At 59.5% G+C, this 26,463-nt stretch carries 28 protein-coding genes and 2 pseudogenes; 9 read left to right on the forward strand and 21 right to left on the reverse strand.

Annotated features, from left to right (window positions below):
• Positions 1-45: 45 nt before the first annotated feature.
• Positions 46-1,008 (reverse strand): sugar-binding protein, encoded by a 963-nt coding sequence (locus tag HJB83_RS04560; RefSeq protein ID WP_207585076.1) that lies wholly within the window; start codon positions 1,006-1,008, stop codon positions 46-48.
• Between the two features lie 325 nt (positions 1,009-1,333).
• On the opposite strand from HJB83_RS04560, the gene HJB83_RS04565 reads away from it, so the two are divergent.
• A complete protein-coding gene (locus HJB83_RS04565; protein WP_207585075.1) occupies positions 1,334-2,443 on the forward strand; it encodes a substrate-binding domain-containing protein in 1,110 nt (369 codons plus the stop codon).
• 66 nt (positions 2,444-2,509) lie between these two features.
• Here HJB83_RS04565 and HJB83_RS04570 read toward each other — a convergent pair.
• From HJB83_RS04570 to HJB83_RS04625, 13 genes and pseudogenes are all read right to left on the reverse strand, one after another.
• A pseudogene (locus HJB83_RS04570) lies at positions 2,510-2,836 on the reverse strand (alpha/beta hydrolase); the annotation flags it as partial.
• 478 nt (positions 2,837-3,314) lie between these two features.
• Complete coding sequence (locus HJB83_RS04575) at positions 3,315-4,040, reverse strand: amino acid ABC transporter ATP-binding protein (protein ID WP_207585073.1); 726 nt, start codon at positions 4,038-4,040, stop codon at positions 3,315-3,317.
• Complete coding sequence (locus HJB83_RS04580) at positions 4,018-4,677, reverse strand: amino acid ABC transporter permease (protein ID WP_221131334.1); 660 nt, start codon at positions 4,675-4,677, stop codon at positions 4,018-4,020. The genes HJB83_RS04575 and HJB83_RS04580 overlap by 23 nt, the downstream gene beginning before the upstream one ends.
• Complete coding sequence (locus HJB83_RS04585) at positions 4,674-5,345, reverse strand: amino acid ABC transporter permease (protein ID WP_221131335.1); 672 nt, start codon at positions 5,343-5,345, stop codon at positions 4,674-4,676. Before HJB83_RS04585 ends, HJB83_RS04580 begins: the two co-directional genes overlap by 4 nt.
• 80 nt (positions 5,346-5,425) lie before the next feature.
• Positions 5,426-6,211 (reverse strand): transporter substrate-binding domain-containing protein, encoded by a 786-nt coding sequence (locus HJB83_RS04590; RefSeq protein ID WP_221116831.1) that lies wholly within the window; start codon positions 6,209-6,211, stop codon positions 5,426-5,428.
• Positions 6,212-6,215: 4 nt separating this feature from the next.
• Positions 6,216-6,608: an FCD domain-containing protein gene (locus tag HJB83_RS34675; protein WP_405048954.1), complete on the reverse strand. Its 393-nt coding sequence runs from the start codon at positions 6,606-6,608 to the stop codon at positions 6,216-6,218.
• Between the two features lie 202 nt (positions 6,609-6,810).
• Positions 6,811-6,987 (reverse strand): annotated as a pseudogene (locus HJB83_RS34680) (GntR family transcriptional regulator); the annotation flags it as partial.
• Positions 6,988-7,392: 405 nt separating this feature from the next.
• The gene (locus HJB83_RS04600) at positions 7,393-8,163 is read right to left on the reverse strand and encodes an amino acid ABC transporter ATP-binding protein (protein ID WP_207585069.1); all 771 of its coding nucleotides are present in this window, start codon (positions 8,161-8,163) and stop codon (positions 7,393-7,395) included.
• A gap of 12 nt (positions 8,164-8,175) precedes the next feature.
• Positions 8,176-8,835, reverse strand: a complete 660-nt coding sequence (locus HJB83_RS04605) for an amino acid ABC transporter permease (protein ID WP_207585068.1) — start codon at positions 8,833-8,835, stop codon at positions 8,176-8,178.
• A gap of 5 nt (positions 8,836-8,840) precedes the next feature.
• Positions 8,841-9,503 carry an amino acid ABC transporter permease gene (locus HJB83_RS04610; protein WP_207585067.1) on the reverse strand — a complete coding sequence of 221 codons (663 nt, stop codon included), beginning with the start codon at positions 9,501-9,503 and terminating at the stop codon, positions 8,841-8,843.
• Positions 9,504-9,670: 167 nt separating this feature from the next.
• Positions 9,671-10,510 carry a transporter substrate-binding domain-containing protein gene (locus HJB83_RS04615; RefSeq protein ID WP_207585066.1) on the reverse strand — a complete coding sequence of 280 codons (840 nt, stop codon included), beginning with the start codon at positions 10,508-10,510 and terminating at the stop codon, positions 9,671-9,673.
• A gap of 518 nt (positions 10,511-11,028) precedes the next feature.
• The gene (locus HJB83_RS04620; RefSeq protein WP_221116830.1) at positions 11,029-11,199 is read right to left on the reverse strand and encodes a hypothetical protein; all 171 of its coding nucleotides are present in this window, start codon (positions 11,197-11,199) and stop codon (positions 11,029-11,031) included.
• 236 nt (positions 11,200-11,435) lie between these two features.
• Positions 11,436-12,521: an ROK family protein gene (locus HJB83_RS04625; protein WP_221116829.1), complete on the reverse strand. Its 1,086-nt coding sequence runs from the start codon at positions 12,519-12,521 to the stop codon at positions 11,436-11,438.
• A 124-nt stretch (positions 12,522-12,645) separates the two neighbouring features.
• Between HJB83_RS04625 and otsB the strand changes: the two genes are divergently transcribed.
• The 7 genes from otsB to HJB83_RS04660 all read left to right on the forward strand — a co-directional run bounded on the left by otsB (position 12,646) and on the right by HJB83_RS04660 (position 19,545).
• Positions 12,646-13,425, forward strand: a complete 780-nt coding sequence (gene otsB, locus HJB83_RS04630; protein ID WP_221116885.1) for a trehalose-phosphatase — start codon at positions 12,646-12,648, stop codon at positions 13,423-13,425.
• 201 nt (positions 13,426-13,626) lie between these two features.
• Positions 13,627-14,511 (forward strand): AraC family transcriptional regulator, encoded by an 885-nt coding sequence (locus tag HJB83_RS04635; RefSeq protein ID WP_207585064.1) that lies wholly within the window; start codon positions 13,627-13,629, stop codon positions 14,509-14,511.
• Between the two features lie 249 nt (positions 14,512-14,760).
• Positions 14,761-15,834, forward strand: coding sequence for a sugar ABC transporter substrate-binding protein (locus HJB83_RS04640; protein WP_207585063.1), 1,074 nt, complete (start codon positions 14,761-14,763; stop codon positions 15,832-15,834).
• A gap of 71 nt (positions 15,835-15,905) precedes the next feature.
• Positions 15,906-16,727, forward strand: coding sequence for an ATP-binding cassette domain-containing protein (locus tag HJB83_RS04645; RefSeq protein WP_207585062.1), 822 nt, complete (start codon positions 15,906-15,908; stop codon positions 16,725-16,727).
• Positions 16,724-17,983, forward strand: a complete 1,260-nt coding sequence (locus HJB83_RS04650; protein WP_221131336.1) for a sugar ABC transporter permease — start codon at positions 16,724-16,726, stop codon at positions 17,981-17,983. Before HJB83_RS04645 ends, HJB83_RS04650 begins: the two co-directional genes overlap by 4 nt.
• A gap of 27 nt (positions 17,984-18,010) precedes the next feature.
• Positions 18,011-18,739, forward strand: coding sequence for an SDR family oxidoreductase (locus tag HJB83_RS04655; RefSeq protein WP_207585060.1), 729 nt, complete (start codon positions 18,011-18,013; stop codon positions 18,737-18,739).
• 41 nt (positions 18,740-18,780) lie between these two features.
• On the forward strand, positions 18,781-19,545 hold the full coding sequence (locus HJB83_RS04660; RefSeq protein ID WP_207585059.1) for an SDR family NAD(P)-dependent oxidoreductase: 765 nt from the start codon (positions 18,781-18,783) through the stop codon (positions 19,543-19,545).
• A 52-nt stretch (positions 19,546-19,597) separates the two neighbouring features.
• Here the strand turns inward: HJB83_RS04660 and HJB83_RS04665 are convergent, their stop codons facing one another.
• Positions 19,598-19,993, reverse strand: a complete 396-nt coding sequence (locus HJB83_RS04665) for a VOC family protein (RefSeq protein ID WP_221131337.1) — start codon at positions 19,991-19,993, stop codon at positions 19,598-19,600.
• 78 nt (positions 19,994-20,071) lie between these two features.
• A complete protein-coding gene (locus HJB83_RS04670; RefSeq protein ID WP_207585057.1) occupies positions 20,072-20,500 on the reverse strand; it encodes a Tautomerase enzyme in 429 nt (142 codons plus the stop codon).
• A gap of 117 nt (positions 20,501-20,617) precedes the next feature.
• On the opposite strand from HJB83_RS04670, the gene HJB83_RS04675 reads away from it, so the two are divergent.
• Complete coding sequence (locus HJB83_RS04675) at positions 20,618-21,211, forward strand: TetR/AcrR family transcriptional regulator (RefSeq protein WP_221116826.1); 594 nt, start codon at positions 20,618-20,620, stop codon at positions 21,209-21,211.
• Positions 21,212-21,274: 63 nt separating this feature from the next.
• Here the strand turns inward: HJB83_RS04675 and HJB83_RS04680 are convergent, their stop codons facing one another.
• The 5 genes from HJB83_RS04680 to HJB83_RS04700 all read right to left on the reverse strand — a co-directional run bounded on the left by HJB83_RS04680 (position 21,275) and on the right by HJB83_RS04700 (position 26,089).
• Complete coding sequence (locus HJB83_RS04680) at positions 21,275-22,282, reverse strand: HAMP domain-containing sensor histidine kinase (protein WP_221116825.1); 1,008 nt, start codon at positions 22,280-22,282, stop codon at positions 21,275-21,277.
• The gene (locus HJB83_RS04685; RefSeq protein ID WP_207585054.1) at positions 22,282-22,986 is read right to left on the reverse strand and encodes a response regulator; all 705 of its coding nucleotides are present in this window, start codon (positions 22,984-22,986) and stop codon (positions 22,282-22,284) included. The genes HJB83_RS04680 and HJB83_RS04685 overlap by 1 nt, the downstream gene beginning before the upstream one ends.
• Before the next feature lie 47 nt (positions 22,987-23,033).
• A complete protein-coding gene (locus HJB83_RS04690; RefSeq protein ID WP_221131338.1) occupies positions 23,034-24,530 on the reverse strand; it encodes a DUF4173 domain-containing protein in 1,497 nt (498 codons plus the stop codon).
• Between the two features lie 482 nt (positions 24,531-25,012).
• Positions 25,013-25,201, reverse strand: coding sequence for a hypothetical protein (locus HJB83_RS04695; protein WP_207585052.1), 189 nt, complete (start codon positions 25,199-25,201; stop codon positions 25,013-25,015).
• A 174-nt stretch (positions 25,202-25,375) separates the two neighbouring features.
• Entirely contained in the window at positions 25,376-26,089 is a 714-nt protein-coding gene (locus HJB83_RS04700) for an Ig-like domain-containing protein (RefSeq protein ID WP_207585051.1), read from the reverse strand.
• Between the last annotated feature and the right edge of the window lie 374 nt (positions 26,090-26,463).

Genomic DNA, 26,463 nt, shown 5'->3' on the forward strand with positions numbered 1-26,463 from the left:
GACGTCTATCGCGGCAGCGGCGAGTGCCGCCGCCGCGAAGGAGGGCTATTTTCCAGACATAGCCTTCAGGCTGGCGGCATACTTGTCAACGTCATCCTTGCCGATGACCACCGTCGGGATGATGATCAAGCCGTTGCTGGGAACGCCGGATTTGTCGCCCTTGAGGTAGGCGGCCATCAGCTTCATACCCTGATAGGCCCACTCGAATGGCTGCTGCACGACGGTTGCTGCGATCGTGCCTTCCTTGACGCCGCCCAGTGTGATCGGATCGTCATCAAAGCCAACGACGGTGATCTGGCCGAGTTTGCCGGCGTCGCGCAGCGCCTCATAGATGCGCGGCGTATTGTAGGAATAGAAGCCGACCATGCAGGTGACGTCGGGGCTCGCCACCAGCGCATCCTCGACGTTCTTCTTTGCACGCGTCTGGTCGATATCGTCGCCGCGTACATCTGTCAGCTCGATTTTCGTGCCCTTCAGGCCGTCTTTCATGCCCTGGATACGTTCCTTGGCATTATCGGCGCCGAGCAGGCCGACGAAGCCGATGCACTTGCCGCCGTCCGGCATCGCCTTCTTGGCGATTTCGGCGGCCTGCATCCCGGCGTCGACATTGGATGAGCCGATATAGGCGACGCGGTTGGTCTGCGGCGCGTCACTATCGGTCGTGAAGAGAGCCGTCTGCGAGCCGATCTTGCTCAAGCCCTCCGTCTGGGTCTTGGGATCGACCGCGGAGACCATGACACCCTTGACGCCGGCACTGACCAAGTCTTCCATCAGGCGTTGCTGAACGGCAACCGATGCCTGCTCAGGGTATTTCAGCTCCATCTGATAGTCCGGCATTTCGGCCTGCGCCTTCTTCACACCGGCCTCTGCGGCTTTCCAGAAGTCGGACGCTCCGTTGACGACGAATGCAAGCGTCGGTTTGTCGGCGGCATGGGATACGGCAATCGGGGCCGCGCTCAGCATCAACCCGGCGAAGAACAAGGCTGCATTGCGTTTCAGCTGTTTCATAATACACCTCCCGAGGGGCCGCAGTGCATGGGCCCGTTTTCGACTTACGGCCGGCCGGATGCGCCCCCTCCCAGGGCCGCCGCAAAGCGACGAGTGGCATTGGTTCCGATCGCTCCGTGACGGTATAGAAGAATTTTAATTAGTAAATAGTATTATCAATCCAGATCAAAACATTTCATCGTGCGTCGACACGGACGCGATTTTGTACTGGAAATTACCATTAACTGGCGGCGTTGCAGCAATTGATGCAATTGCCAGCGCTTTCAGATGGATGCTAATAGTAATTACCAAAACGGCAAATCCAGGCAAAGACAGTTTTCCGCGAATGCGACAACCCACGACCCAAAAGAGCAATAAGCCCGCCGCGGACAAGCCTGCCCGCGTGACGATGATGGATATCGCCGCCGCCGCCGGCTGCTCGCAGGCGGCCGTGTCCTTCGTTCTCAACGATACACCCGGCACCCGTATCTCACAGCAGACCCGCGACCGCGTATGGGAGGCGGCGCGCGCACTTGGCTACACGGGAACGACTTATACGACGAAAGCCTCTTATTCGGGGCTGGACAATGTGATCGGTTTCGCGGTGGATCAACTCGCCACCAGCCCGGAAGCGATCGTTGCGATCGAAGGCGCGCGGCAAGCCTCATGGAACGCCGGCAATGTCCTGTTGGTAACCCAGACACTCAGTGATCCCGTCATGGAGCCGAAAGCCATCAAGGCGTTGACGAGCGGAGGCATTTCGGCGCTCATCTATATGACGATCTATACCCGCCAGGTAGAGCTTCCTTCTTACGTCAGCAAGCTCAACATCCCGACGGTCCTGCTGAATTGTTATACGGCGGACCATGCCTTTCCGGCGGTGGTGCCGAGCGAGATCGCCGGAGGGCAGAGCTCCACCCGGCATCTGATCACGCACGGGCACCATCGCATCGCGACGATCACCGGTGAAATCTGGATGCAGGCTGCACAGGACCGCCTGACCGGATATCGGCGCGCGCTTTCGACCGCCGATATCCCCTTCGATCCGGAATTGGTCATCGAAGGCGACTGGTCGGCCGGTGCCGGCTATGCCTCCACGATGAAGCTGCTTGCTCTGAAAGAGCCGCCGACCGCGATCTTCTGTCAGAACGACCGCACCGCCATCGGGTGTTATGAAGCGCTCAAGGATGCAGGGCTTCGCATTCCCCAGGACATGTCGGTGGTGGGTTATGACGACGAGGAAATTTCACGGCATCTCGTCCCCCCGCTGACGACTTCGGTCCTTCCACATCTTGCCATGGGGCAATGGGCGATCGAACATCTCAACCCGGAAACCATGCCCGGCAAACGCTATCCGATTGCCAAGCTCGAATGCTCGCTCGTCAAGCGTCATTCCGTCGCCGCGCCAAGGGCCGAGGCGCGGCAGATGCTCGATGGCGTACATACCTCGCCATAGGCGCCGGACCGAAGGCCGGCAGCGGTGGCCGGGAACAGATCACCGACGAAACCCTTGCAAAGAACCTCACCTGTCGGTCGATCCTCCGACCGCGAACGCGATGCTGACCGCACGTTTCACGGCGGTCGCAAGAACGGACATGTGGGTCTCACCGGCGTAAAGCTCGAATTCGGCACGCAACCCGTCGGCCGTGCTATTTAATCGCTCCGCCATCTCCTGCGCCAGGAGGATCGTCCGCTCCATCTTCCTCTTCTCCAGGCGTATGGCGGCATCCTCGTTCCGATACTGAAAGGGTGCCAGTTCATCGCCTTCGTATTCTCCGGCGGACAAATGCAGGAAGGCGGAATTTCCCGGGATGAGTTGACGCTGCGCCTCATGGACAGGAATATGCGATAAGGCTCGCCGCCCGCAGCCGGAGCCAGATCGAAAAAGCCCGTTCCGGGCAATGAATAGACGCTGACAGGATTAGTCATGAGAAGGTTTTCTGATGTTTGCACGAGAGGATAGGAGGAGCAAAATTGATGTTGGTGCGATTCATTGGTTGCTTTTGAAGGGTGGGGTCAAGGATGAAGCCTGACTTGCGACGGGCAATGATTTATCACCCGCAAGGAAAGCGCAATGAACCTCACCTACTCTCACGTCAACCTGGATAAACGCTGCAAGATCGCTCGGCAGCGCATGGCCGGCATCAATTGAAATCATTGCCGAGAAACTCGGGCGGCATCGCTCGCCGATATGGGATGCGGGCAAGGCGCCTATATCGGGTTGGCGGCAGCTGGAACAGTAAGGGTGTTCGCACCGAACGAGTAATCGAGGCACAAACGCAGCACGCGAAATGCGCGTCCACCACGGTGGCTGTTGTCACTGCGTCTTAGCTGACGCCAAGAAACTGTTTCAGTTCTGCAGTCTGTGGATTGGCGAAGACTTCCTCCGGGACGCCGACTTCGTGGACCCGGCCCTGATGCATGAAGACGACGCGGCTGCAGACGTCGCGGGCAAACTTCATCTCGTGCGTTACCATCAGCAGCGTCATTCCCTCAGCGGCAAGCTCGCGCACGACGGCCAGAACTTCGGCAACCAGCTCCGGATCCAGCGCCGAGGTGATCTCGTCGCAAAGAAGCGCGCTCGGCTGCATGGCGAGCGCGCGGGCGATGGCGACGCGCTGCTGCTGACCACCCGAGAGCTCATCGGGATAGGCGTCGAACCTGTGGGCCAGCCCCACGCGCTCCAGCATCTTGCGGGCGATGGCTTCGGCATCGGGCTTTGAAGTCCTCTTGACCACGGTCTGAGACAGCATGACGTTGCCGCCAACGGTCAGGTGGGGAAAGAGGTTGAACTGCTGAAAGATCATGCCGACCTTAAGGCGCAGCGCCTTGAGATGCATCTCGTCACCGATGAGTTGCGCACCGGCCACGGAGATGGAGCCGTCGGTGATGGTCTCCAGGCCGTTGATGCAGCGAAGCAGGGTCGATTTGCCCGAACCGCTTTTGCCGATAATGGCGATGACTTCGCCCACCTCCACATCGAGATTGATGCCTTTCAGCACTTCTGTGGTTCCGAAGCTCTTTCGGACTTCAGTGATTTCGATGAGCGACATTAAGCTTCCTTTCCAGGATCTGGCTGCTTTTTGACAAAGGCCAGCAAAGGGCAAAGTAGATAAGGGCGACGAGCCCGTAGACGATGAAGGGTTGGAAGGTCGCATTGGTGACCACCGTGCCCGCTTTCGACAATTCGACGAAGCCGATGATCGAGGTCAGCGCTGTTCCCTTGACGATTTGCACGGAGAAGCCGACCGTGGGCGGTATGGCGACCCTCAACGCCTGCGGGAGGATGACGTAACGCATCTGCTGCAGCCGGCCCATGCCAAGGCTGGCTGAGGCTTCCCATTGCCCCCCGGCGACCGCTTCAACGCAGCCTCGCCCGATTTCGGCGAGGAAGGCGGCGCTCCACAGGGTGAGCGCCAGCCCAGCAGCAAGCCAGGCCGGCACATCGATGCCGAAAAGGCCGAGACCGAAAAAAGCGATGAAGAGCTGCATCAGCAGCGGGGTGCCCTGGAAAAGTTCGATGTAATATTTCGCGAGCACCTTGAATGCCTTGCGCTTGCCGATGCGCAGGAACAGCAATCCCAGTCCGACCGCACCGCCGCCGACGAACGAGACGAGCGAAAGCAGGATCGTCCAGCGAGTGGCGAGCAACAGGTTGCGCAGGATATCCCAGAATGTGAACTCGATCATCGTGCTTCTCTCGGCGGGAAAATAAAGCCGCCGACGATCCCCAGCACCTGCCGGAGCAGGATTGCCAGCATCAGATAGATGGTTGTCGAGACGATGTAGGCCTCGAAGGCGCGGAAGGTTCGCGATTGTATGAAGTTCGCGGCAAAGGTCAGATCCTCGGCAGCGATCTGCGACACGACCGATGAGCCGAGCATGACGATGACGACTTGCGACGACAGCGCCGGCCAGATGCGCTGCAGTGACGGCACGAGAACGACATAGCGGAAAGTTTCGAAGCGCGTCATGGCAAGGCTTTCGCCTGCTTCGAACTGACCCTTCGGGGTTGCCTGGATGCCGGCGCGGATAATCTCGCAGCTATAGGCGCCGAGGTTGACGACCATCGCGAGGTTGGCGGCCGTCAGTTCGGAAAGCCGGAAGCCGAGCGATGGCAACCCGAAGAAGATGAAAAACAGCTGGATCAGGAACGGCGTGTTGCGGATCAGTTCGACATAGGTGGCAATGGCAGGCTTCAGCCAGATCGGGCCGAGTGCGCGCACCCAGGCGCAGAAGATGCCGAGCGAAATGCCGAGCACTCCGCCGACCGCGATAAGCTCCAAGGTGATCAGTATGCCCTTGATGATCTCAGGGTAATATTGAAGCAGCCAGCCGAATTCGAAATGGTAGCTCAAGAAATTCTCCCCTCTTGCGGTGACGGAGCGGATGTCATCCCGCCAGCCAGTGCGGGATGACGTCCGTGAAACCGGTTTCCTTACAGATCCGACGGGAGATCGGTGCCGAGCCACTTCTGCGATATGGTGTTCAGCGCGCCATCGGCTTTGGCGGCAGCAATAATGCCGTTTACCTTCTCCAGAAGAGCCGTCTGCTCCTTGTTGAGACCGATGTAGCAGGGCGAGTTCTTGATGAGGAACTTCAGCTCGGGGCGCTTGGGGGGATTTTTGGCGAGGATCGCAGCAGCCACCACGTTGCCGGTAGCGACAGTGTCAACCTGGCCGGACAGGAAGGCCGAGATAGTGCCGTTATTGTCCTCGTAACGCTTGATCGTCGCGTCGGCCGGCGCGATCTTCGTCAGCTCCAAGTCCTCCACGGCGCCGCGCGTAACGCCGATGCTCTTGCCGGCGAGATCTTCCGCCTTGGCGACCGAAAGATCGGCCGGCGCGAAAACGCCGTTGAAAAAGGGGGCGTAGGCGACAGAGAAATCGATCACCTTTTCACGCTCCGCATTTTTTCCGAGGCTGGAAATGACCAAGTCGACTTTGTTCGTCTGCAGATAGGGAACGCGGTTGGCGCTGGTGACCGGCACGAGCTCGGCTTTGACGCCCAGCTTTTCGGCAATGAGATTGGCCATATCGATGTCATAGCCCATCGGCGCCATATCGGTGCCGACACTGCCGAAGGGCGGAAAATCCTGCGGCACAGCGACGCGCAGCGTACCGCGTGCCATGATGTCGGAGAGAGTATCGGCGTGAGACGGCGAGCTGAAGCCGAAGCTTGCCGCCAGGGTCGCGATTCCGATGAGTGCTCGTCTTGTCAGCATGTGTTCATTGCTCCTTTGGAGTTGTGGTTTTGAAGTTTAACGATGGAGGAGAGGAGGACACGGTCTTGGGAGGGAGTGAGAGGGAGCTGCGCAGTTCCGAGAGCGGGTCCGGGCGCGTGGTGAGGTCGAGGCCCATTTCCACTTCATCAAGATGTTCGACAGAAAGCGCCGCAGCTCTGAAGAAATCGCCCGCCTGCATGGCCTCGAAGATACGGCAATGCCCGTCATGAGATTGCGCTGCGTGAAATTCAGACTGATAAAGCATCGAAATGAGGATCGTCCTCGCCGTTAGATCGCGAAGGATATCGACGATGATGGCGTTCCCGCTCAATTCGGCGATGCGGATGTGGAAATCGCCCATCAAATAGGTCAAGCGCTGGCGATCGGCGGCAGCCATTGCGCTTTTTTCCTCGTTCAAATGTTGCGGCAAGAGCCTTGCGTCCGTCATCTGTCAGCACGCGCATGCCGCGCAGCGATCCAGCCTCGACGACACGCCGTGCCTCATAGACAGCGATCGCCTCTTCTGCGGACGGCTCAACGACAAACCAACCCCGCCGGGGACTTACATGCACGGTGCCGCGTGTCTCCAAGCGCATCATGGCTTCCCTGACCCGGGTCCGGGACACCCCGAAGAGCGCGGCCAGCTGGTTTTCGCTGAGACGCGTACCGGGCCGAATCTTTGCCGAAAGGATCCCGGAGACGATCGTTGCCTCGATGGACTTCTGCGCGGTCTCGGGTGTGTGGCTATCTTGCATAAAAGAGAGAAAGCAAAGCATATGCCAAAATCCTGCGTTCAGGATTTTCAAGATGTCTCGAAGGCTTGGCCGGGAATTTGCCTGCCGGGAATGCAGATTGACCGAAATTTGTGCGCGCGCCCGCACCTCCTCGTCCCGACATTTGGTCCGGTCGTCATTGCCGCCGGCGCCCACTGGCAACGAGGACTAACAGTTCCCTCGATCGGTTGCCCTGTTGGCAGATTTCTTTCTTGAAGACGGAGCGGCCGCGCGTCGAAACTCGCCTTGGATCGGGCGCCATGCAGGTAAGCAACGCTGATGGTCCACGCGGCCTCTTTTTCGTCTAAAGCGCGTCGCATCAAATTTGATGCATGCGACGCGCTTTTGCCATTTGTTTTTATGCATGTCGTTGTCCCGGAACCGCTGCACACTTCCGGGCGACATGCATTAGTTGAAACTCGAGGTTTTGAGGAATTCTGCGAGCCGTTCGGTCTTCGGCCGCACGAACATTTCCTTCGGATCTCCCTCCTCGCAGATAACGCCCTGGTTCATGAAGATGACGCGCGATGAAACCTCGTAGGCGAAGCGCATTTCATGGGTGACGAGCAGCATGGTCATGCCGTCGGAGGCAAGCCCCTTGATGACCTGCAGCACTTCGCCCACCAGCTCCGGATCCAGCGCCGAGGTCACTTCGTCGAACAGCATCAGCCTCGGCGACATGGCGATGGCGCGGGCGATCGCGACGCGCTGCTGCTGGCCGCCGGAAAGCTGTCCGGGATAGTGGTTGGTGCGCGCGGCGAGGCCGACACGATCGAGCCATTTTTCCGCGATGGCGCGGGCTTCCGGCTTCGTCATTTTCTTCACCTTGACGAGACCGAGCATGACGTTTTCAGCGGCACTCATATGCGGGAAGAGATTGAACTGCTGAAAAGCCATGCCGGTCAGCGCGCGCTGGCGTGCAATTTCCTTCTCGCTCTTGCGGCGCCGCGTAGCGCCTTCGGCGCGGTAGCCGATCTCCTCGCCATCGAGGCTGATCGTGCCGCCCTGGAATTCCTCCAGCATGTTGACGCAGCGCAGCAAAGTGGTTTTCCCGGAGCCGGACGAGCCGATGATGGAAATGACCTCGCCTTCCGCTACGGCGCAATCGACGCCTTTGAGAACCTCGTGGATGCCGTAAGTCTTGCGCAGGCCTTTGATGTCGAGAATGGTGTTGGCCATCGGGGGAACTCCTCAGGACGGCAGGGCGGTCTTGCGCTCGACATATTTGCCGAAGTGCTCGATGCCGTAATTGACGATGAAATAGAGACCGCCGGCCAGGAAATAGAACTGGAGGCTCATGAAATTGCGGGAGATGATCTCCTGCGTGCGCAGCAGAAGCTCCGCGACGCCGATGACCGAGAGCAGCGTCGAGGCCTTCACCATCTCGGCTGCGGTATTCACCCAGGCCGGCAGGCACTGGCGCATGGCCTGCGGCCACAGCACCGAGGTGAAGGTCTGGGTAAAGGTCAGGCCGATCGCCTTGGCGGCTTCAGTCTGCCCCTTCGGGATCGCCTGAAGCGCACCGCGGACGATTTCGCCGACATGCGAGGAGCAGAAGATAGCAAGGGCGAGCACACCGGCTGAAAACGGCCCGAGATCGAGACCGACAGCGGCAGAGACATAGTAGCTCGCCAGCACCAGCACCAGCACCGGCGTGCCGCGGATGATATCGGTATAGGCGCGCACGGCCACACGTAAAACAACGCCGCCATAGACGAGCGCCAGGCCGACGAAAACGCCGAGGACGGAACCCGCGAGGATGGCCAGCAGAGAGATCGATACGGTCACACCGACGCCATTGATGATGACGTAGCGGGCGATCCAGAGTTGTTCGAGAAAGGTGTGGGTCATCAGGTCTATCTCGGCAGGGCCAGGCGGCGCTCGACGAAGCGCATCACGGCAGCGATGAGGAAACAGGTCACGACGTAGAGGGCCGATGTGACCATCCAGGTTTCGATGACGCGAAAGCTCTCGACATTGATCTTGCGGGCAGCAAAGGTCAGCTCCGGCACGGCGATGGCGGCGGCGAGCGAGGTGTCCTTGAAGAGCGAGATGATCGTCGAGGATAACGATGGCAGCACGTTACGCAGCATCAACGGCGCGATGATAGAGCTGCGGATCTGCATTCCCGTCAGGCCGATGGCGAGGCCGGCTTCCGTCAATCCTCTCGGGATCGACAACAGCCCGGCGCGGAACACCTCGGCCAGATAGGCGCCGGAATAGAGCGATAGGACCAGCACGAAGCTTTTTATCTTGTCGAGGCGCAAGCCCATCTGCGGCAGCGCGAAAAAGACGAAAAGCACCAGGACGAGAATCGGCAGGTTGCGGATTACCGTGACATAGAGCCGTGCAGGCACGACCGCGAAGCGGCTTTTGGACGTCAGCGCGAATGCCACGGCGAGACCGATCGCAGCCCCGATCAGGATCGAGATCACCGCAAGGCCGAGGCTGAGCGCGAGCCCGCTCAAAAGGAAATCGAAATTGCGCCAGACGGCGCCGAAATTCAACGTGTAACCCATACGGGCCGCCCTTTCAGACTGAACATGATGCCGAAAATTGTGCGCGGTTTTCTTATGACATCATGCTCGCACTGTTTAATTGAAAACAGGATTCAGATTTCAGGACGACCCGGCGTGAAATCATCCTGCGCAGCGGAGCGGGAGAACAGTCCCGCTCCGCATGGCCGTTACTTGAATTCAACAGGAAAGCCGATCTGCGGTGGCGTCAGATCCTTGCCGAACCAGGTCTTGAAGGACTTGGCGTAGAAGTCGAACTCGACGCCGGTCATGGCTTCATGCAGGGCGGTGTTGACGAAGTTCAGCCAGTCCTGGTCGCCGCGCTTGACCGCGCAGGCGTAGGTCTGCGGGTTCCAGCCGTAACCAGCGTCCTTATAGCGGCCCGGATTTTGGGTCATGTACCAGGCGAGCGACGACTGGTCGGTGGCGACGGCGTCGGCGCGTCCCGACTCCAGGGCCTGATAGATCAGGTCGACGGAATCATACTGATCGACGGCCGCCTCCGGCAATGCCGCATGCACCATTGTCTCGGCGTAGACGTTCTGGAGAACCGAGATGGTGACGGAAGAACCAGCCGCCTTGAGAGCGGCGTAGTCGGCATATTTTGCGTCCGCCTTGAGCATCAGGCCCACACCCTCGCGATAATAGGGAATGGTAAAGGCAACCTGCTGGGCGCGTTCGCCGGTAACGGTCATGAACTGGCAGGTGATGTCGACCTTGTCAGTGGTAATGTTCGGGATGCGGGCGTCGGAGGACTGGTTCACATATTCAATTTTCTCAGGATCGCCGAAGAGAGCTTTGGCGATGATATGGCCCATGTCGACGTCGAAGCCCTGAAGCTTGTCGTCTGCGCTCTTAAAGTGCCAAGGCGCGTTGGTGCTGCCGGTGCCGAGGACGAGGTGGCCGCGGGCCAGCACTTCATCGAGCTTGCTGCCGTCGGCCAGCACAGGCGTGGACAACATGGCGGCGGCGACCAGCGACATCACGCCGGTGCGAAAGGAAATGGTCATGGCGTTCCCCTTATGGATGGTTCCCATTATTCCAGTATAATGGACGTATGTCTGTTTTACTGGAATAATGTATCAAGTGCCATGAAGGATGAATTGTCAATGGGTACTGCCGAAAAAACGCGCAGTGAAATGCGTGGCGATTTTTTTGGCAGCGCAGCATTTTCCTGTTGCCACCGAGGCTGATCGCCTTGGGGCTTGCTGACCGTTTCAATGAAGGGATATCGAATCGAACAGTGCCGCGTCTCAACGGTCGGCGATGTCTTCGCTGTTTGGAAGCGAGGCAGACTTTAAAGCCGTCGGCATCAAGGCCGAACGCAGTTGATTGCTCGTGCGCCGCCGCCATGATCGCCGTGGCGTTGGTATTGATTTCATGCGCCTGACTGGCGATCTTGGCTTCTCAGCAATCGCGGTCTCGGTCGGCATTCACGCAATACTGATAAATCGGGTAATTTTGCGCGCTAAACGCCATTGCCGACGCATCGCGAACAGCTTCCGTCACCTTGCACAGATCGTCTCATTTAGGCAGGCGAACGATACTGGTTTTCGGCCTCCAGCCCGCGGGCGGGTTCATTGCCGGAAGATTTGTCGTTTGCATCACGGGTTTCAGGATCGCGGCGTGACGGAACGAGCCCGAGCATTTGTTCGAGACGGACAGCATTGAGCGGAGCGCTTATTCCCTTGAAGTTCATGATCCATCTTTCGTCTGCGCATGGCCTGTGTGACGCCGGAGAGATAAGCGCAATTTGAACCCGCCGAGAACAACCCGTGGCAGTTATCACCATCTTTTCCCAAGCGAAAAAGGGGAGGGGCCTCCAGAGCTGCCGCTAACCCGGTTGACCAAATCGCATCTCCATCTTCCGCAAACGGGCACTCTTTCCTGTCGGGGCTTTTTTGGTTGGTTCGCCCCGGGCAGTGGAGTTGGAGCCTATCGCGCCTTCGTTGCCTCTCGATTCGTGAAATGCGCATTGCCCAGACCCGTACCGATCGTCAGTACCGCCCACCTCGACACGTCGGTCATAAATGGGATCTGCGACAATCCCTGCACGACGGCGTCGTTGTGCATCATCACGAATGTGCTGTCGTCACCAATCTCAGGAATGGCCTTCATCAGCGCGGCGGGAAGGTTGAAGCTGTCGCTTTCCCAGTTTCCGCCCGGCAGGTTCTGTCCGCCGCGTTCGATTGAGCCATCGGCTTTGATGATGCCGGGGCAGGCGATCCCGATGATGGGCGCAGGTTTGAGATTGGCCTTCTCCGCCTTGCCGATCAGTTCGTGCAACATCGCGGCCAACTTCTCGATGGTTGCGGTGCGACTTGGCTCATCATCGGCATGACGCCAGATGGCTGATTCCCATACGCTCGCATCCGCGAAGTTCGGCGCGTCGTCCTTTCCGAATTTTACGACGCCGGCGCGAACGTTAGTGCCGCCGATATCAACGGCCAGGATCGCCTCGTGGCCCTTGAACATCCAGCGCGGCATCAGGTGGACCGAGCCGATCAGTCCAGCCTCGTCAGGATGGTGAACGATCGGCACGACCTCGACGTCTATGCCGGCCGCCTTGAGAATAACCATGGTCCTGGCGATGGTCAGCTCGCCGAACCGGCTCTGCCGGAAGCCGCCGCCAACGACGATGCGTTCCGTCTTGACCCAGCGCTTGTCCTTAAGGAACTTTCCGATCACGTCGGCAAAGTCCTGAGCGAAGTCTTCCACCGCCCCCATGATCAATGCCGCTGCCTCCATATCGTCGCCCTTGAGGAAGGCATCAATCTTCTTCTTGGAAAGCTTCGGCGTCGCGGTCTTGCCGATCGGGTCGTCTCCGACCTTGCGGATGCGTTTTCTCCAATCGTCGAGCTTCATTTGAAAAGTCTTCTTGTTGGCGTTGTCGCCAACGAAACCATTCTTGTCACGCAGCTCGTTGTTGTAGTCGTCGATCGTCACCAATGGCAGGTTTAACGCGCCATGTGCCAGTGGGGCATTGAGCGCATCACGGGGCTCGGAACTGCTTTTGGCCATCAAAATACCTTCTACGGCGCGAGTGCTCGAACGGGCGGCGAGATACAACGCGGACCAGCCGCTTGATGTTCCGGAGTCTGAAAGCTCACCTTGCCCTCGTCGCTTGGCGACCTAGCTTCAATGACTGCAGCGTTTGGAGAATCCCGTGCAGGACGATAGCGCCACCCAGGAAATGCTTTCACTGGTCTTGGAAGAGCCGGATCATTGGGCGATGTTTCTCGATATCGACGGGACGCTGCTCAATCTTGCGCCCACGCCGGACGCGATCGAAGTTCCGGAGGCGCTTCCCGGGCAACTTCACCGCCTGTCGAACAAGCTTGGCGGCGCCTTGGCACTGGTCACCGGACGGTCGCTTGCTTATGCAGACACGCTGTTCAAACCCTTTGCATTTCCGACGGCAGGCCTTCATGGCGCGGAAATCAGGAGCGCCGCGGGAATGCAGACGGTCGAGGCGACACCTGAGTTTCAGGCGCTGAAGCACGCGCTGACTGCGGAAGCCGAGCACTATCCGGGAGTCTTGATCGAGGACAAGGGCGCCGCCGTTGCCGCCCATTACCGGCTGGCGCCCGAATATGAAAAGGTACTCGAGGACCGCATGCACCACTATGCGGAGCTGGCAGGGTCGAACTGGGCGTTGCAGCTCGGCAAGATGGTCTTCGAGCTGCGTCCCGCACGATCGAGCAAGGGCGATGCGCTGGAACGGTTTTTCCAGTCCGACCCTTTCAGGAACCGCTGCCCGATTACCATCGGCGATGATCTGACCGACGAGTCGATGTTTGCGATCGCCAATGCGCGCGGCGGCGTTTCCGTACGGGTCGGCGCGATCGGCGCCCCGAGCTGTGCCACGAGCCGGCTGTCCTCCTCTGCACTGGTCAGAAACGTCATTGCCGCCTTGGCCGGCTGAAGCATGTCCTCGGATGATGTGCAATGCCGATTGCTGTCGTCTTTCCGCCAGCTGCGAAGCGTCGATCGTCAAAAAAGTATCAGTTTTGCCTGGGAATCGTGGTGGCGGGCGTGAGACGTGCCCACTACACTCCGCTTAACAATAAAGCCAAAAAGGGAATTTGGCACGCGGGCTTACCACCCGTCCTCGGAGGAGGAAACAATGGAACCTGACTTGGAAGTCATTCAGATCAGACCGGGCGAATCCTTCGCAACGAAGGCGCATGGCTATCCCTATCATACGGTTCGTTGGCATTTTCATCCGGAATACGAACTTCATCTCGTCGTGGCGACAACCGGACGATATTTCGTTGGCGACTTCATCGGCGAGTTCGAGCCAGGCAACCTTGTGCTTGCCGGGCCTAATCTTCCTCATAACTGGATCAGCGATGTCCCGAAAGGATCGAGCATTCCGCTTCGATGCCAGCTCATCCAGTTCAGCGAGAATTTCATCAGCGACACCATGAAGGTGCTGGCCGAGCTCGGCCCGTTCGATCCTGTTCTCGAAGCCTCCCGCCGCGGCGTGCTCTTCGGCGCCGAGACGAGCCGGCAGGTTGCTCCCCTGATGAACGAGGTGCAGCAGGCTCACGGTGTGCGTCGCATCGAGCTCTTCATGATGATCGTCGGCCTGCTCAGCCGGGCGCAGGATTCCCAGTTTCTTGCCAGCCCGAACTATCTGCCCGATCCGTCGGGCTACATGTCGGCCGGCATCAACAAGGCACTCGCCTACATCAGGGAAAATCTGACCAAATCCTTCGATGAAGCCGATCTCGCCAGGATTGCCGGGCAATCGGCCGGCGCCTTTTCGCGTGCCTTCCGCCGCCATACCGGCATGTCGCTGGTGCAATATGTGAAGCGACTGCGCATCAACCTCGCCTGTCAGATCCTGATGAGCGACGACCATGCATCGATCACCGACATCTGCTTCGAGGTCGGCTTCAACAATCTGTCCAATTTCAACCGGCAATTTCTCGCGGAAAAAGGCATGACGCCTTCCCGTTTCCGGCGGCTATTGGGCGACAATATCAACATAGCGAAAGCGGCCTGAGCCAGCCGAGCGAACAGGAACCCGGGAATAGGACGACGTTTCGCCGAAGACGGCGATAGGGAGGACGAGGAGGAGGAACGAAAACTGACATTGATTGAACGCGAGCGCGCAGTGAGCGGTTCGCGAGAGGAGACGCTTGTCCTCAGAAAACGGCAAACCGCCGGGACAGGCGTGGCGGTTCGCTCAGCCGAACGGCCACAGCGAAACACTGCAACGAAGAAGCTACACAATTTTTTCCAACGGGAGGATATGGAAATGATGAAATTCTCAACCAAGGTGGCAGGTGCGACAGCAGTTGTCCTATCCCTGCTCGGCGGCACGTCCGCCTTCGCGCAAAACGCCGTTTCGGATGCGACGGTCGCATTCCTTATGCCCGACCAGGGCTCGACCCGTTACGAAGAGCACGACCATCCAGGATTCGTCGCGGAAATGAAGAAGCTTTGCGCCTCGTGCAAGGTTCTCTATCAGAATGCCGATGCCGATATTGCCAAACAGCAGCAGCAGTTCAATTCGGCCATTACCCAGGGCGCCAAGGTTATCGTGCTCGATCCGGTGGATTCGGCAGCCGCCGCGTCTCTCGTCCAGCTCGCCCAGAGCCAGGGCGTTAAGGTCATTGCCTATGACCGTCCTATCCCGAAGGGGAAAGCCGATTTCTACGTCTCCTTCGATAACAAGGCGATCGGCAAGGCAATCGCGGAATCGCTCGTCCAGCATCTGAAGGCTAAGAAAGTGCCGACCGATGGCGGCGGCATCCTGCAGATCAACGGTTCACCGACCGACGCGGCTGCCGGGCTGATCAAGGACGGTATTCATGATGGTCTTGCCAGTGGCGGATACAAGACGCTTGCCGAATTCGACACGCCGAACTGGCAGCCGGCGAATGCCCAGCAATGGGCAGCCGGTCAGATCACCCGCTTCAGCAAACAGATCGTCGGCGTGGTCGCCGCCAATGACGGCACCGGTGGCGGCGCCATTGCAGCCTTCAAGGCAGCGGGTGTCGATCCCGTGCCGCCGGTGACCGGCAATGATGCGACGATCGCTGCACTGCAGCTGATCATATCGGGGGATCAGTACAACACGATCTCCAAACCGAGCGAAATCGTTGCGGCTGCCGCTGCCGACGTTGCCGTCAAGCTCCTGGCTGGAGAAACGCCGAAGGCCGAAATGACGCTTTACGACACGCCGGCACAGCTTTTCGTGCCTGCGGTCGTCACTGCCGAGAACCTCAAGGCCGAGATCATCGACAAGAAGATCAACACCGCCGAGGAGCTGTGCACCGGCCGCTACGCCGACGGCTGCAAGAAGCTCGGCATCACCAAGTAATCGAACCAAGGGAAAGCGCGGCCGGTCCGCCGGTCGCGCTTGCCGTTTCGCTTTTTCCAAAAGGCCAGGCGATGTCTGAAACCTCTCATACTCTTGACCCTTCCCGCCAGCCCGTCCTCAGCCTGCGCGGAATATCGAAGAACTTCGGGGCGGTGTCGGCACTCACCGATATCGAACTCGATGTCCATGCCGGCGAGGTCGTGGCACTCGTCGGCGACAACGGCGCCGGCAAATCGACGCTGGTCAAGATCCTGGCCGGTGTACACCAACCAAGCTCAGGCGCGATCCTGTTTGAGGGTGAGCCAGTCAATCTGCCGAGCCCAAGTGCTGCCCTCGGGCTCGGCATTGCAACCGTCTTTCAGGATTTGGCGCTTTGCGAGAATCTCGATGTCGTCGCCAATATCTTTCTCGGCAAGGAGCTCAATCCTTTCCAGCTCGATGAGGTCGCCATGGAGATCCGTGCCTGGAAGCTTTTGAACGAGCTTTCGGCCCGAATCCCAAGCGTACGCGAGCCCGTCGCCTCATTGTCCGGCGGACAGCGCCAGACCGTGGCGATCGCCCGATCGCTACTGCTCGAGCCGAAATTGATCATGCTCGACGAACCCACCGCAGCGCTTGGCGTCGCCCAGACCGCCGAAGTGCTGGATCTGATCGAGCGCGTACGGGAACGCGGACTCGCCGTCATCATGATCAGCCACAATATGGAGGATGTGCGCGCCGTTGCCGATCGCATTGTCGTCCTTCGGCTCGGCCGCAACAACGGCACTCTGCTGCCCGATGCTTCCAACGAAGAGCTCGTCAGCGCGATCACCGGCGCATCCAACAATTCCGTCTCCCGCCGCGCGTCGCGCCGCCAGGCGCAAAGCCAGCAGAACGAGGAGGGCAGGCCATGATGAAGACCATCCAGAATGAACCGGCAGCACCTGCGCTCCTCGACCGGCGTGACGAAAGAGTGCGCCATGACGATAGTCTTGCCGGCTCGATCCGCGCCTTTTGGGATCGCATCCGCGCCGGCGACCTCGGCTCGCTGCCGGTCATTGTCGGCCTGGCAATCATCTGGACGGTGTTCCAGGCGCTCAATCCAGTGTTTCTCTCCAGCGCCAATCTCGTCAACATGCTGTTCGACTGCTCGACGGTCGGCGTCATCTCGCTGGGTATCGTCTGCATCCTGATGGTGGGCGAGATCGATCTTTCCGTCGGCTCGGTCAGCGGCTTCGCCTCGGCACTGGTCGGCGTCTTCTGGGTCAACCAGGGCTGGCCAGTGGTCCTGGCGGTCCTCGCCGCCATGGTCGTCGGCGCTCTGATCGGCTCTCTCTACGCCTTCCTGTTCAACCGCTTCGGCATGCCGAGCTTCGTCTCCACCCTATCCGGGCTGCTCGCGGTTCTCGGCCTGCAGCTCTATATCCTCGGAGCGACCGGTTCGATCAATCTGCCCTATGGTTCCTGGCTCGTGAGTTTCGGCCAGATCATGGTCATGCCGGACCCGATCGCCTATCTGCTGGTAGCCCTTGCCGGCATTGCATTCTTCTTCTCCAGCTACCGCACGGCGGCGCGCCGGCGGGCAGCCGGCCTGTCGGCAAAATCGGCCCGCGGGCTGCTCCTTCGCGCCGTCATCATCACGGCCGCTTTGGAAGCTGTCGCATTCTATCTCAACCAGTCGCGCGGCGTTCCATGGATGTTCGGCCTTTTCGTCGGGCTCGTTGCCGTCATGAACTATGCGCTGATGCGCACCAAATGGGGACGCTCCATGCATGCCGTCGGCGGCAACAGGGAGGCCGCCCGCCGCTCTGGCATCAACGTCTCGCGCATCTATACGAGCGCCTTCGTCATATGCGCGTTGCTTGCGGCAACCGGCGGCGTGCTTTCAGCTGCCCGGCTGGCGACAGCAAGTCAGCAGGCCGGCACCGGCGACGTCAATCTCAACGCCATCGCTGCGGCGGTCATCGGCGGCACGAGCCTGTTCGGCGGGCGCGGCAGCGCCTATTCAGCCCTTCTCGGCATCATCGTCATTCAGTCGATCGCCAGCGGGCTGACGCTTCTCGATCTGTCGTCATCGCTTCGATACATGATCACCGGCGCCGTTCTCGCCGTCGCCGTCATCGTCGACTCGTTGGCACGCCGATCGCGGATTTCGCACGGCCGGGCCTAAAACCCATCAAGAAAGCAGAGGAAGAAAATGAGACAGGATCTGTCTGGAAAAGTCGCGGCCGTCACCGGAGCGGCATCGGGTATCGGCCTCGAATGCGCCAAGGCCCTGCTTGCCGCCGGCGCCCAGGTGGTGTTGGTCGATCGTAACGAGGAGGCATTGAAGGAAATCTGCTCGAAACTCGACGCGAACGCCATTCCGTTGGTCATCGATCTAACCGATCCGAAAAGCGTCGAAGGGATGATGCCGCAGATTCTGAAGAAGGCAGGCCAGTTGGATATCTTCCACGCCAATGCCGGCTCCTATATCGGCGGCGAGGTACTGGGCGGCGACCCCGACGCGTGGGACCGGATGCTCAACCTGAACGTCAATGCCGCCTTCCGCTCGGTGCATGCCGTGCTGCCGCACATGGTCGAACGCAGGACCGGAGATATCATCCTCACCAGTTCCGTCGCCGGCTTGATCCCCGTCGTCTGGGAGCCGATCTACACGGCCTCGAAACATGCGGTTCAGGCATTCGTCCATACACTGAGGCGACAGGTGGCCAAACATGGCTTGCGCGTCGGCGCCGTCGCTCCAGGCCCAGTCGTCACGGCCCTTCTCAGCGACTGGCCGCAGGAGAAGTTGGATGAAGCACTTGCCGCCGGCGGCCTGATGGAGCCGAAGGAGGTGGCCGAAGCGGTGCTCTTCATGCTGACGCGTCCGCGCAACATCACGATCCGCGATCTCGTCATCCTGCCGCAGAGCACGGATATCTGACGCGTTTGTACCGGCTCTGAAAATCACGGAAGGAAACGGAGATGATCTTCGATAGGTTTCGCTTAGATGGAAAGGTAGCGCTGGTGACCGGCGGCACGCGCGGCATCGGGCTTGCCATCGCCGAGGCGCTCGGCGAGGCTGGCGCCAAAGTCCTCATCACGGGAAGGACGCGCAATGCAGCGGCGGAGGACAGGCTCGCCAAGGCCGGTGTCGATTGCGATTTCGTCGCCGCCGACCTGATGAAAGACGATGCCGCCGACGCGCTCGTCACGGAGACGCTCCTACGGGCGGGCCAGCTCGACATCCTCGTCAACAATGCCGGCATCGCCATTCATGGCGACAGCGGCGCGTTCTCCGACGCGATTTGGCGCGAGATCATGACCGTCAATGTCGACGCCGTCTTCCGCGCCTGCCGCGCCGCACTCGCCCCCATGCGGCGTCAGGGCGGCGGTGTCATCCTCAATATCGGCTCGATGTCGGGCATCGTCTCCAACATTCCCCAGAACCAGGTCGCCTACAACACCTCCAAGGCGGCGGTTCATATGATGACGAAGAGCCTCGCCAGCGAAGTTGCCGCCGAGAATATTCGCGTCAACGCCATTGCGCCGGGCTATATCGAGACCGATCTGTCGCGCGGCGGCATCGCCAATCCCGACTGGTTCCCGACCTGGCGCAGCATGACCCCGATGGGACGGGTCGGGCAGCCGGAAGAGGTGGCGGGGGCCGCCTTGTTCCTCTGCTCGGCAGCGGCAAGCTATGTCACCGGCGAAGTGCTGGTGATCGATGGCGGCTATACGACACGATAATGGCCAGACACTGAGAGGAGAGCGAAGCATATCGCCCATGAGCGGCATATGCTCACGCCAAGCAGTCGAGCATCCACTGGACACCAAAACGATCCGTGAGTTTGCCGTAATAGCTCCCCCATGGCTGGACCGCGAGCGGTGTCGTTATCTTGCCGCCTTCGGCGAGCCGGGCGAAAAGCCCGTCGGTCCTGTCGCGGTCATCCAAGATCAACATGTGGGCGGAGCCTCGCATCGGCTCCGCATCGTGATTGTCCGAGGCGAAGAACAAGACACCAAGCCCTTCGAAGCGAGCGTGCATCACCTTGCCCCGCATAGCTTCGCTGGCAATGGGCATTCCGTCCGCGCCGTGGCGCTTCAATTGCGTGACCCGGCCAAGCCCGCATTCGGCATAAAAGGCCAGCGCCTCCTCGCAGCGGGTGGAAAAGAATAGATAGTTGGCAAGCTGCATGATCTCGCTCCGTCGCGCCGCCGGATGGCGACGCATTGCTGAATCAGGTCTGAGATTTCCGCGCATGCACCGCGACCCTTACAACGCGGCGGCCGTGCCCTGGATGGCGCCGACGAAATCCGCATTGCTGTAGCTGTGGCCGGCGATTCCCCACGCCCCTTCGGGCGCGTAGACGATGTTCGACCAAATATGATCGCGCTTGAGCCGGCCTTCGGCGGCCTGTTCGACGACATCGGCCGCTTTTTCGATGAAGGCCTGTTTCGCTTCGGCGCTTACCAGCGCGACCTCCGGCAATTTGAGTTCGACGAATGCCGCAGCGATCGGCTTTCCCGCCGCAAGCACGTGCTCGCGCGGCAGCACGTTGATCGTGCCGATGACATTGGCGGTCATGAAGGCATTGCCGGTCAAACCGGCTACATCGAGCAACGCGTCCGTCAAGCCGGCAAAGGCTTGCGCCTGGGCCTCCGGCGAGAGCAGGCCTTCCGGAACGGTGAGTGTGATAGGCATCGGATATCTCCCTCTTTGAATCGTGACCGCTTGTGATATACCGATCACTCTTTATAGATACACAGCGATCGCTCTCTTAGCAAGCAATAAAGAGCGTTCACTCTTATTGAGGCATTCATGCGTTATAGCGCCGAACACAAATCAGAAACCCGCGCCCGCGTCCTCGCAGCCGCAGGACAGATCTTCCGCAAGGACGGCTATGGCGGTGCCGGTATCGATGCGCTGACGAAGGCCGCCGGCGTGACAAACGGCGCCTTCTACGGACATTTCAAGTCGAAGGCCGAAGCCTTTCGCACAGCCGTGCTGGAAGGCCTCGAAGAACTGCGGCAAGGAATCGCCGCGTTGAAGACCAATCAACCGAAAGACTGGCTGACGACCTTCGTCGGCTACTATCTCGGTTATAAAAGAACCTGCGATCTGGGCGAGAGCTGTGCTCTGCCGAGCCTTTCGCCCGATGTGATGCGTGCGGACGATGAAACGCGAAGCGCTTATACGGCAGAGATCAAACGCCTCGTCGAAGAAGTCGCCGCCGGCCTGCCGGAGATAGACGGCCGATCCGACATTGTGCGGGAAGACCAGGCGATCCTGCTCCTCGCCATGCTGAGTGGCGGTGTTACCCTCGCGCGCGCCGTTTCCGACCCGGCACTCTCCGAACGCATTGCAGAGGTCATCGCGCAGGCTGCGTTGACAGCGATAAAGCCTGGAAGCTAATCCGCATGCGGCGATGGCGTTTGGGTTCAGGACTGCGCACACGTGTTCCCAACCCTGCGAGAACTACACGGGCATGGTGATTTCGAACTCGGCACCTGCGCCGGTCGTCGGCAGCAGGCGGATCGTACCGCCATGGGAGCTCAGCATGGCGCGAACGATGCCGAGACCCATGCCGGTGCCGCCCTGTTCGCGGCGGGTTGAAAAGAACGGCTGAAAGACATGTTGGCGATTTGCCTCGGAAATACCGCCGCCGTCGTCTCGGACAAGAACAACGGTTGTCCGGACATCGGCTGACGCGCTGAGTTCCAATAGCGTGGCGCCATGCTGAAAGGCATTCTCGGCGAGATTGGCAAAAACGATGCCGGCTGCTTCTCGGGGAAGAGCAACCGATATGTCCGTATCGCCTTTACCGGAGATATCGAGGGATGGAAATTGCCGGCGCAGCGAGGACAGGATGTCCCTGATGCTGCTTTTGCCCTCGGCTAGAGGGATTTCTGCTTGGGCAAGCTCCCTCAGCCGCAGCAACAGCGCGTCGAGCCGAGCTGCATCGACGACGATATTATCGAGAAAGTGCAAACGCTGCGCCTTCGTCATCGCCTTTTCGGCATCGTCGTCGCGCAAAAGCTCCGCCGCACCGCGGATCGCCGTCAGCGGCGACTTTAGTTCGTGGGAGACGTGGGCGGCAAAGGAGCGGACATATTCGGTGCGATCGACCAGTCTTCCGGCGAGATCGAGGAAGCTCTGCGACAGGACGGCGATCTCGCGCGTTCCATAGCTGTCCAGCGGCCGGATCGCCCGCTTACCGCCCCGGGCGATCTCTTCCGTGCGGGCGATCAAGGCGTCGATCGGGCCGGTGATGGTGCGCGTCAGCACATAGGCGACGCCGAGCGTCAATATGAAGACGACGGCGAGGGCGACCATTTCCGCCGGCGCCATCCGGTTCGAACTCACTTCCACGGCGCGGAACCAGATGACGATCAGGATCGGCAGCGCCATGACGGCGAGAAGCACGACATAGACGATCAGCGCCAGCGTCGGGCGCCATTTCATCCTGACTTTCGGTACCGGCATCAGGCATTCCTCCCGATTTCACCGCCGAGTTTGAAGCCGATGCCGTGAACCGTCGCGATGATCCCCTGGCCGCCGGCCGCCAGGAACTTGGCCCTGATGTTGCGGATATGACTGTCGATCGTTCGGTCGGCGACATAGGTTCCAGCGCCATAGGCCGCCTCCATCAGTCGTTCGCGGCTGAAGACCATGTCGGGGCGTGACAACAATGCGTCCAGGATGGCGAATTCGAGCGCCGTCATCGTGATGGCCCTGTCGCCGAACATGACCGTCCTGCCGTGGCGATCGAGGCTGAGTTCGCCGGCGATAAAGATGGCGTGACGCCTTTCAGGCGCGGGTTCATTGCCGCTGCGCTTCAAGATCGCCTTGACCCTGGCGACGAGTTCGCGCGGGCTGAACGGTTTGGTGACGTAATCGTCTCCGCCGATTTCCAACCCCAGCACCCTGTCGATCTCCTCGTCGCGTGCGGAAAGAAACAGGATCGGCAATCCCGATGTCTTGCGGATCTGGCGGCACACTTCCAGACCATCCATATCGGGCATGCCGATATCGAGAATGATGAGATCGATGTTGGCGCGCCGGAATGCCGTCATCGCCTCGGTTCCGCTGCGGACCGCCGTCGGTGTCAAGCCGGCACGCTCGAGGGCGAAGCAGATCACATCGCGGATGTGAGGTTCGTCATCGACGACGAGAATTCGGGGCGCCATCCACCAGTCCTGCGTTGTTTGTCGTGCCTGTTGTTATCGTTCTCGTTCTATTTTGCAATGGCTGCAGGAGACAGAAGATAGGTCTCCAGCCGCGCTGCCCGGAAGGTCCAGTTCCGCCAGTCGTGCGGGCGCCGCGCGAAGTCCCTGACGAGATAGTACCGAATCGCCAGTGCCTGATTCCTCTTGTCGATCAGCTGATCCGGCAGCATGTGGAGATAGAGATCGATCGCCGGAATGGCGGAAGGGCCAAGCGAGGAGAGATAATCGAGATCGAGCGGTGGACCTTCCTCAGTGATTTCCTGGCTGTGGGCGACATTGAAGCGGGCGATAATATCAGGGAAATCAATGAAGGCGCTGATGTAGACGACGACAAGCAGAGAGGCGAGATTCATCGCGATCAGCCACTCGTTGGATCGGCTGAGCAGAATGCGCAGCAGGATCAAGAAAAGACCGATGGCGACGAGGCCCATCCAGAGACCGGCGGCGACACGCAATTCCGTCAGCGAATAGACCTCGACGTAAAGCCCAAGCCGCAGCATCGACGACAGGCAAAGCAGAATATTCTGGCCGATCCAGGTGTGGACGAGGCCGCGGATCAGCGGGCTGTGATCGCCGGGACCACCGCGCCGCATAGCGACCAGCACGAAACCGGCGGCAAGAAGCGCTGTCGCAATCAGCGGATAGGCGCCGCGATGAGCATATTCGGCACGGCTCATGTGATCGGGCAGATCTGCGCCGCCCCAGAGATAGACGAGATCGAGGAGCGTCTGCACGGCAAAGAGCGCGTTGAACAGGACGAGCGCCCGCAACAACGAGGCATAACCGAGCGGCGCATTTCTGGTGGGCACGATCATGAAGGCCCTGGCGGCCTGCGACCTCGCACCGCGGCGCTTGAGGCGCGGCCGCAACATCGCCCAAACCACAATAGCGACGATCATCCAGAAGCCGATCCGCCAGAGATCGAGGAACTGCAGCAGAACGGCAAAATCGATGCTGCGCAGAGCGATCTCGATAAGTGGGTTGGCCGCCGCAAAGAGAGATACGAAGACCGCTGCAAGAATGAGCGGCATGATCCAGAGGGCGATGCTCTGTCGGGTTCCGGCGAAAGAGTAACGTTTCCCCGGTGTCGCAAGATATTTCCTGATATCCTCGGCAAGCCGCAGGGGAACGACAAGGGCGAAACGGAAGAAAACCAGGGGCAGGGCGGACAGGCGACGCGGCAGGAGCCTGGCGCTGACGAGCGCAACCGACATCAGGGCGCCGAGGCAAAAGGCAATGCCCGTAAGCGAAGGCGATTCCAGCAGCGGCGCCGACGCCAGAACCGAAAAGCCGAGCAACATGATCGCTTGGGAAAGCCGAGGTCTCTTGCTGGCCGAAAGCAAAGTGGCGGCGCAGACGGCGAGCGCAAAAAGGAAGATATTTATCCCGGGTTCATGGCCAAAGATCAGAAAATCTGAAAGCGCCACGAGCGCCAACAGCCCGGTCATCCGGCCACTGCCCCGCCTCATCGGCATTGCTTCCGTCAGGATATCTGTTGTGTCCATTGCTGCTCCTCTCGTAGATGCGGCTTTTCGATCGTCATGAGCATGACTGCGGAACTCGCATGGGAAGGCGGGCCTTGTGTCCCGCACGTCTCCGTCAGCCACCAACCGTCGTTGCGAAGGCGGTCCGGCAAAGTGGGAGGTATAACGCGGGGCGGCATGTCGTTCTGGTTCATGGCAGGAAGATGCCGCGCCGGATTGCAGATTTTGTGCAGAGAGTGAGGAGCAATTCAGGAATCGCCCGCGGGGCGGAAACGCCGGGAAAGTCTCGCGAGGTCGTATCGGGCGTGAAAACGGCTTGTCATTTCCGCTTTTCGGGGAGGCCCCGGTCGCAGAGGACGGCGCCGCACTCATTTCAGCAATCGGGGAAAGCAATCCGCCAAGCGAACGAGCCTCACCCAATCAATACATTCCTGGCGCAGTCTCATTTGCCGGCTGACTTTGCCGGCATTTGTGAAAAGATCATCGAAGGAATGAAGGGAGGTTTATCTGAACCTCGGCGCGCGCCTGGCATTGTGGAGTAGTTCGCAGGCTGTCGCGAACGGTCCGAAAAGTTTGAGCAACAGCGCTTGTTCCTCGGTATCTATTCGATGGCGAGCGCAGAACTCGGTAACGGACCAGACTTTCGTCAGCTCATCGGTCTCAATTTGCTTGGGTTCGATGTGTTCGGTCAAGGGCGTATCCTCCGAACTTCGAGACTACGCCTCCCCGGCATTTATAAGAACTAGCTAAAAAGAATTATATCGACCGAATATGTCAGGTGCCGCCAGGCCCCGCATCAAGAGAGGCGGAGATGCAAAAACGCCCGCCGATTGCGCGGCGGGCGTTGTGTCATGCTGATCTATTGATCAAGCGATATGGGGAAGAGCATCCGTGCCGGTGATGTTGAGGGTCACCTTGGCAGTGTCCGTGTGGCCGTCACCATCGGAGATCTTGTAGTAGCGCAGAACTTCCGTGACATGATCGCCAGCAGCGATATCGTGCGTCAGCTCGTAGGTGAATTCGCCGTTCGACTTGACATGGAACGTACCATAGGTGCCGGCGACGTCGGTGGTTGCGCTCGGGTTGCCGTCGACCTTCGTGGTCAGGAACTGACGGAGGAACATCTTGCCGTTGTCGCCGGCAATGTCGTTGTCCAGAACGTTGCCGCCGATGGCATGGCCTTCGGTGAAGCTGTAGACATCGTCAACTGCGATCGGCTTGACCTGGGTTACGCCCTGAATGTTCAGGGTGAACAGGCCGACGTCGGTATGACCGCTGCCGTCGGAGATCTTGTAGGAAACCTTTTCCTGGTACGATTCGCCGTTGGCGAAGCCAATCTTGGCAGCATCGCTCAGGACATAGGTGTAGCTGCCGTCCGGCTTGACGAAGAACGTGCCGTAGTCGCCATGGATTTCGGTGATCTGGCTGTTGCCGCTTTTGGCGCCAACGGTCTCGCCGTCGAAGGCGCGCAGGAAAAGGTGGCCATTATCGGATGTATCGTTGGAAAGGAGATTTCCGGAAATAACGTCAGTTTCTAGAAATGTTGCACTATCATCAGTTGCGTGTATCGGCGAAGCCATCGCTCTCTCCTCAAATTGTTATAGACGGGTCAGTTTCGACCTCAGCGAGCGGCTCCTTTAACAACCTATTAATACTGCAAGTCAATGGGTTATTTAACGAAAGGTTAATTTCGTAACCGATATGGGCGTTGCTTAATTCCTGGGCGAATAATTTCGTTTTCACACCAAATTGAAGAAAATTTTACCGAATCTATACCCGGCTAACTTGAACATCGGCAATGAATATATCTAAGGATGATTCCGGCCGTTAAACCGAGCCATCGGGGTCAGCTGTTGCAATCGCGCGCTCCGCCAACTATTTTAGGGCTAAAGCGGAAATCGAAGCCGTCGCCGGCTTGGGAACGAGACGCTTGTACATCGGCTGAATCGGCGCA

It is taken from the genome of Rhizobium sp. NZLR11, from assembly GCF_019685115.1.
GTDB lineage: Bacteria > Pseudomonadota > Alphaproteobacteria > Rhizobiales > Rhizobiaceae > Rhizobium.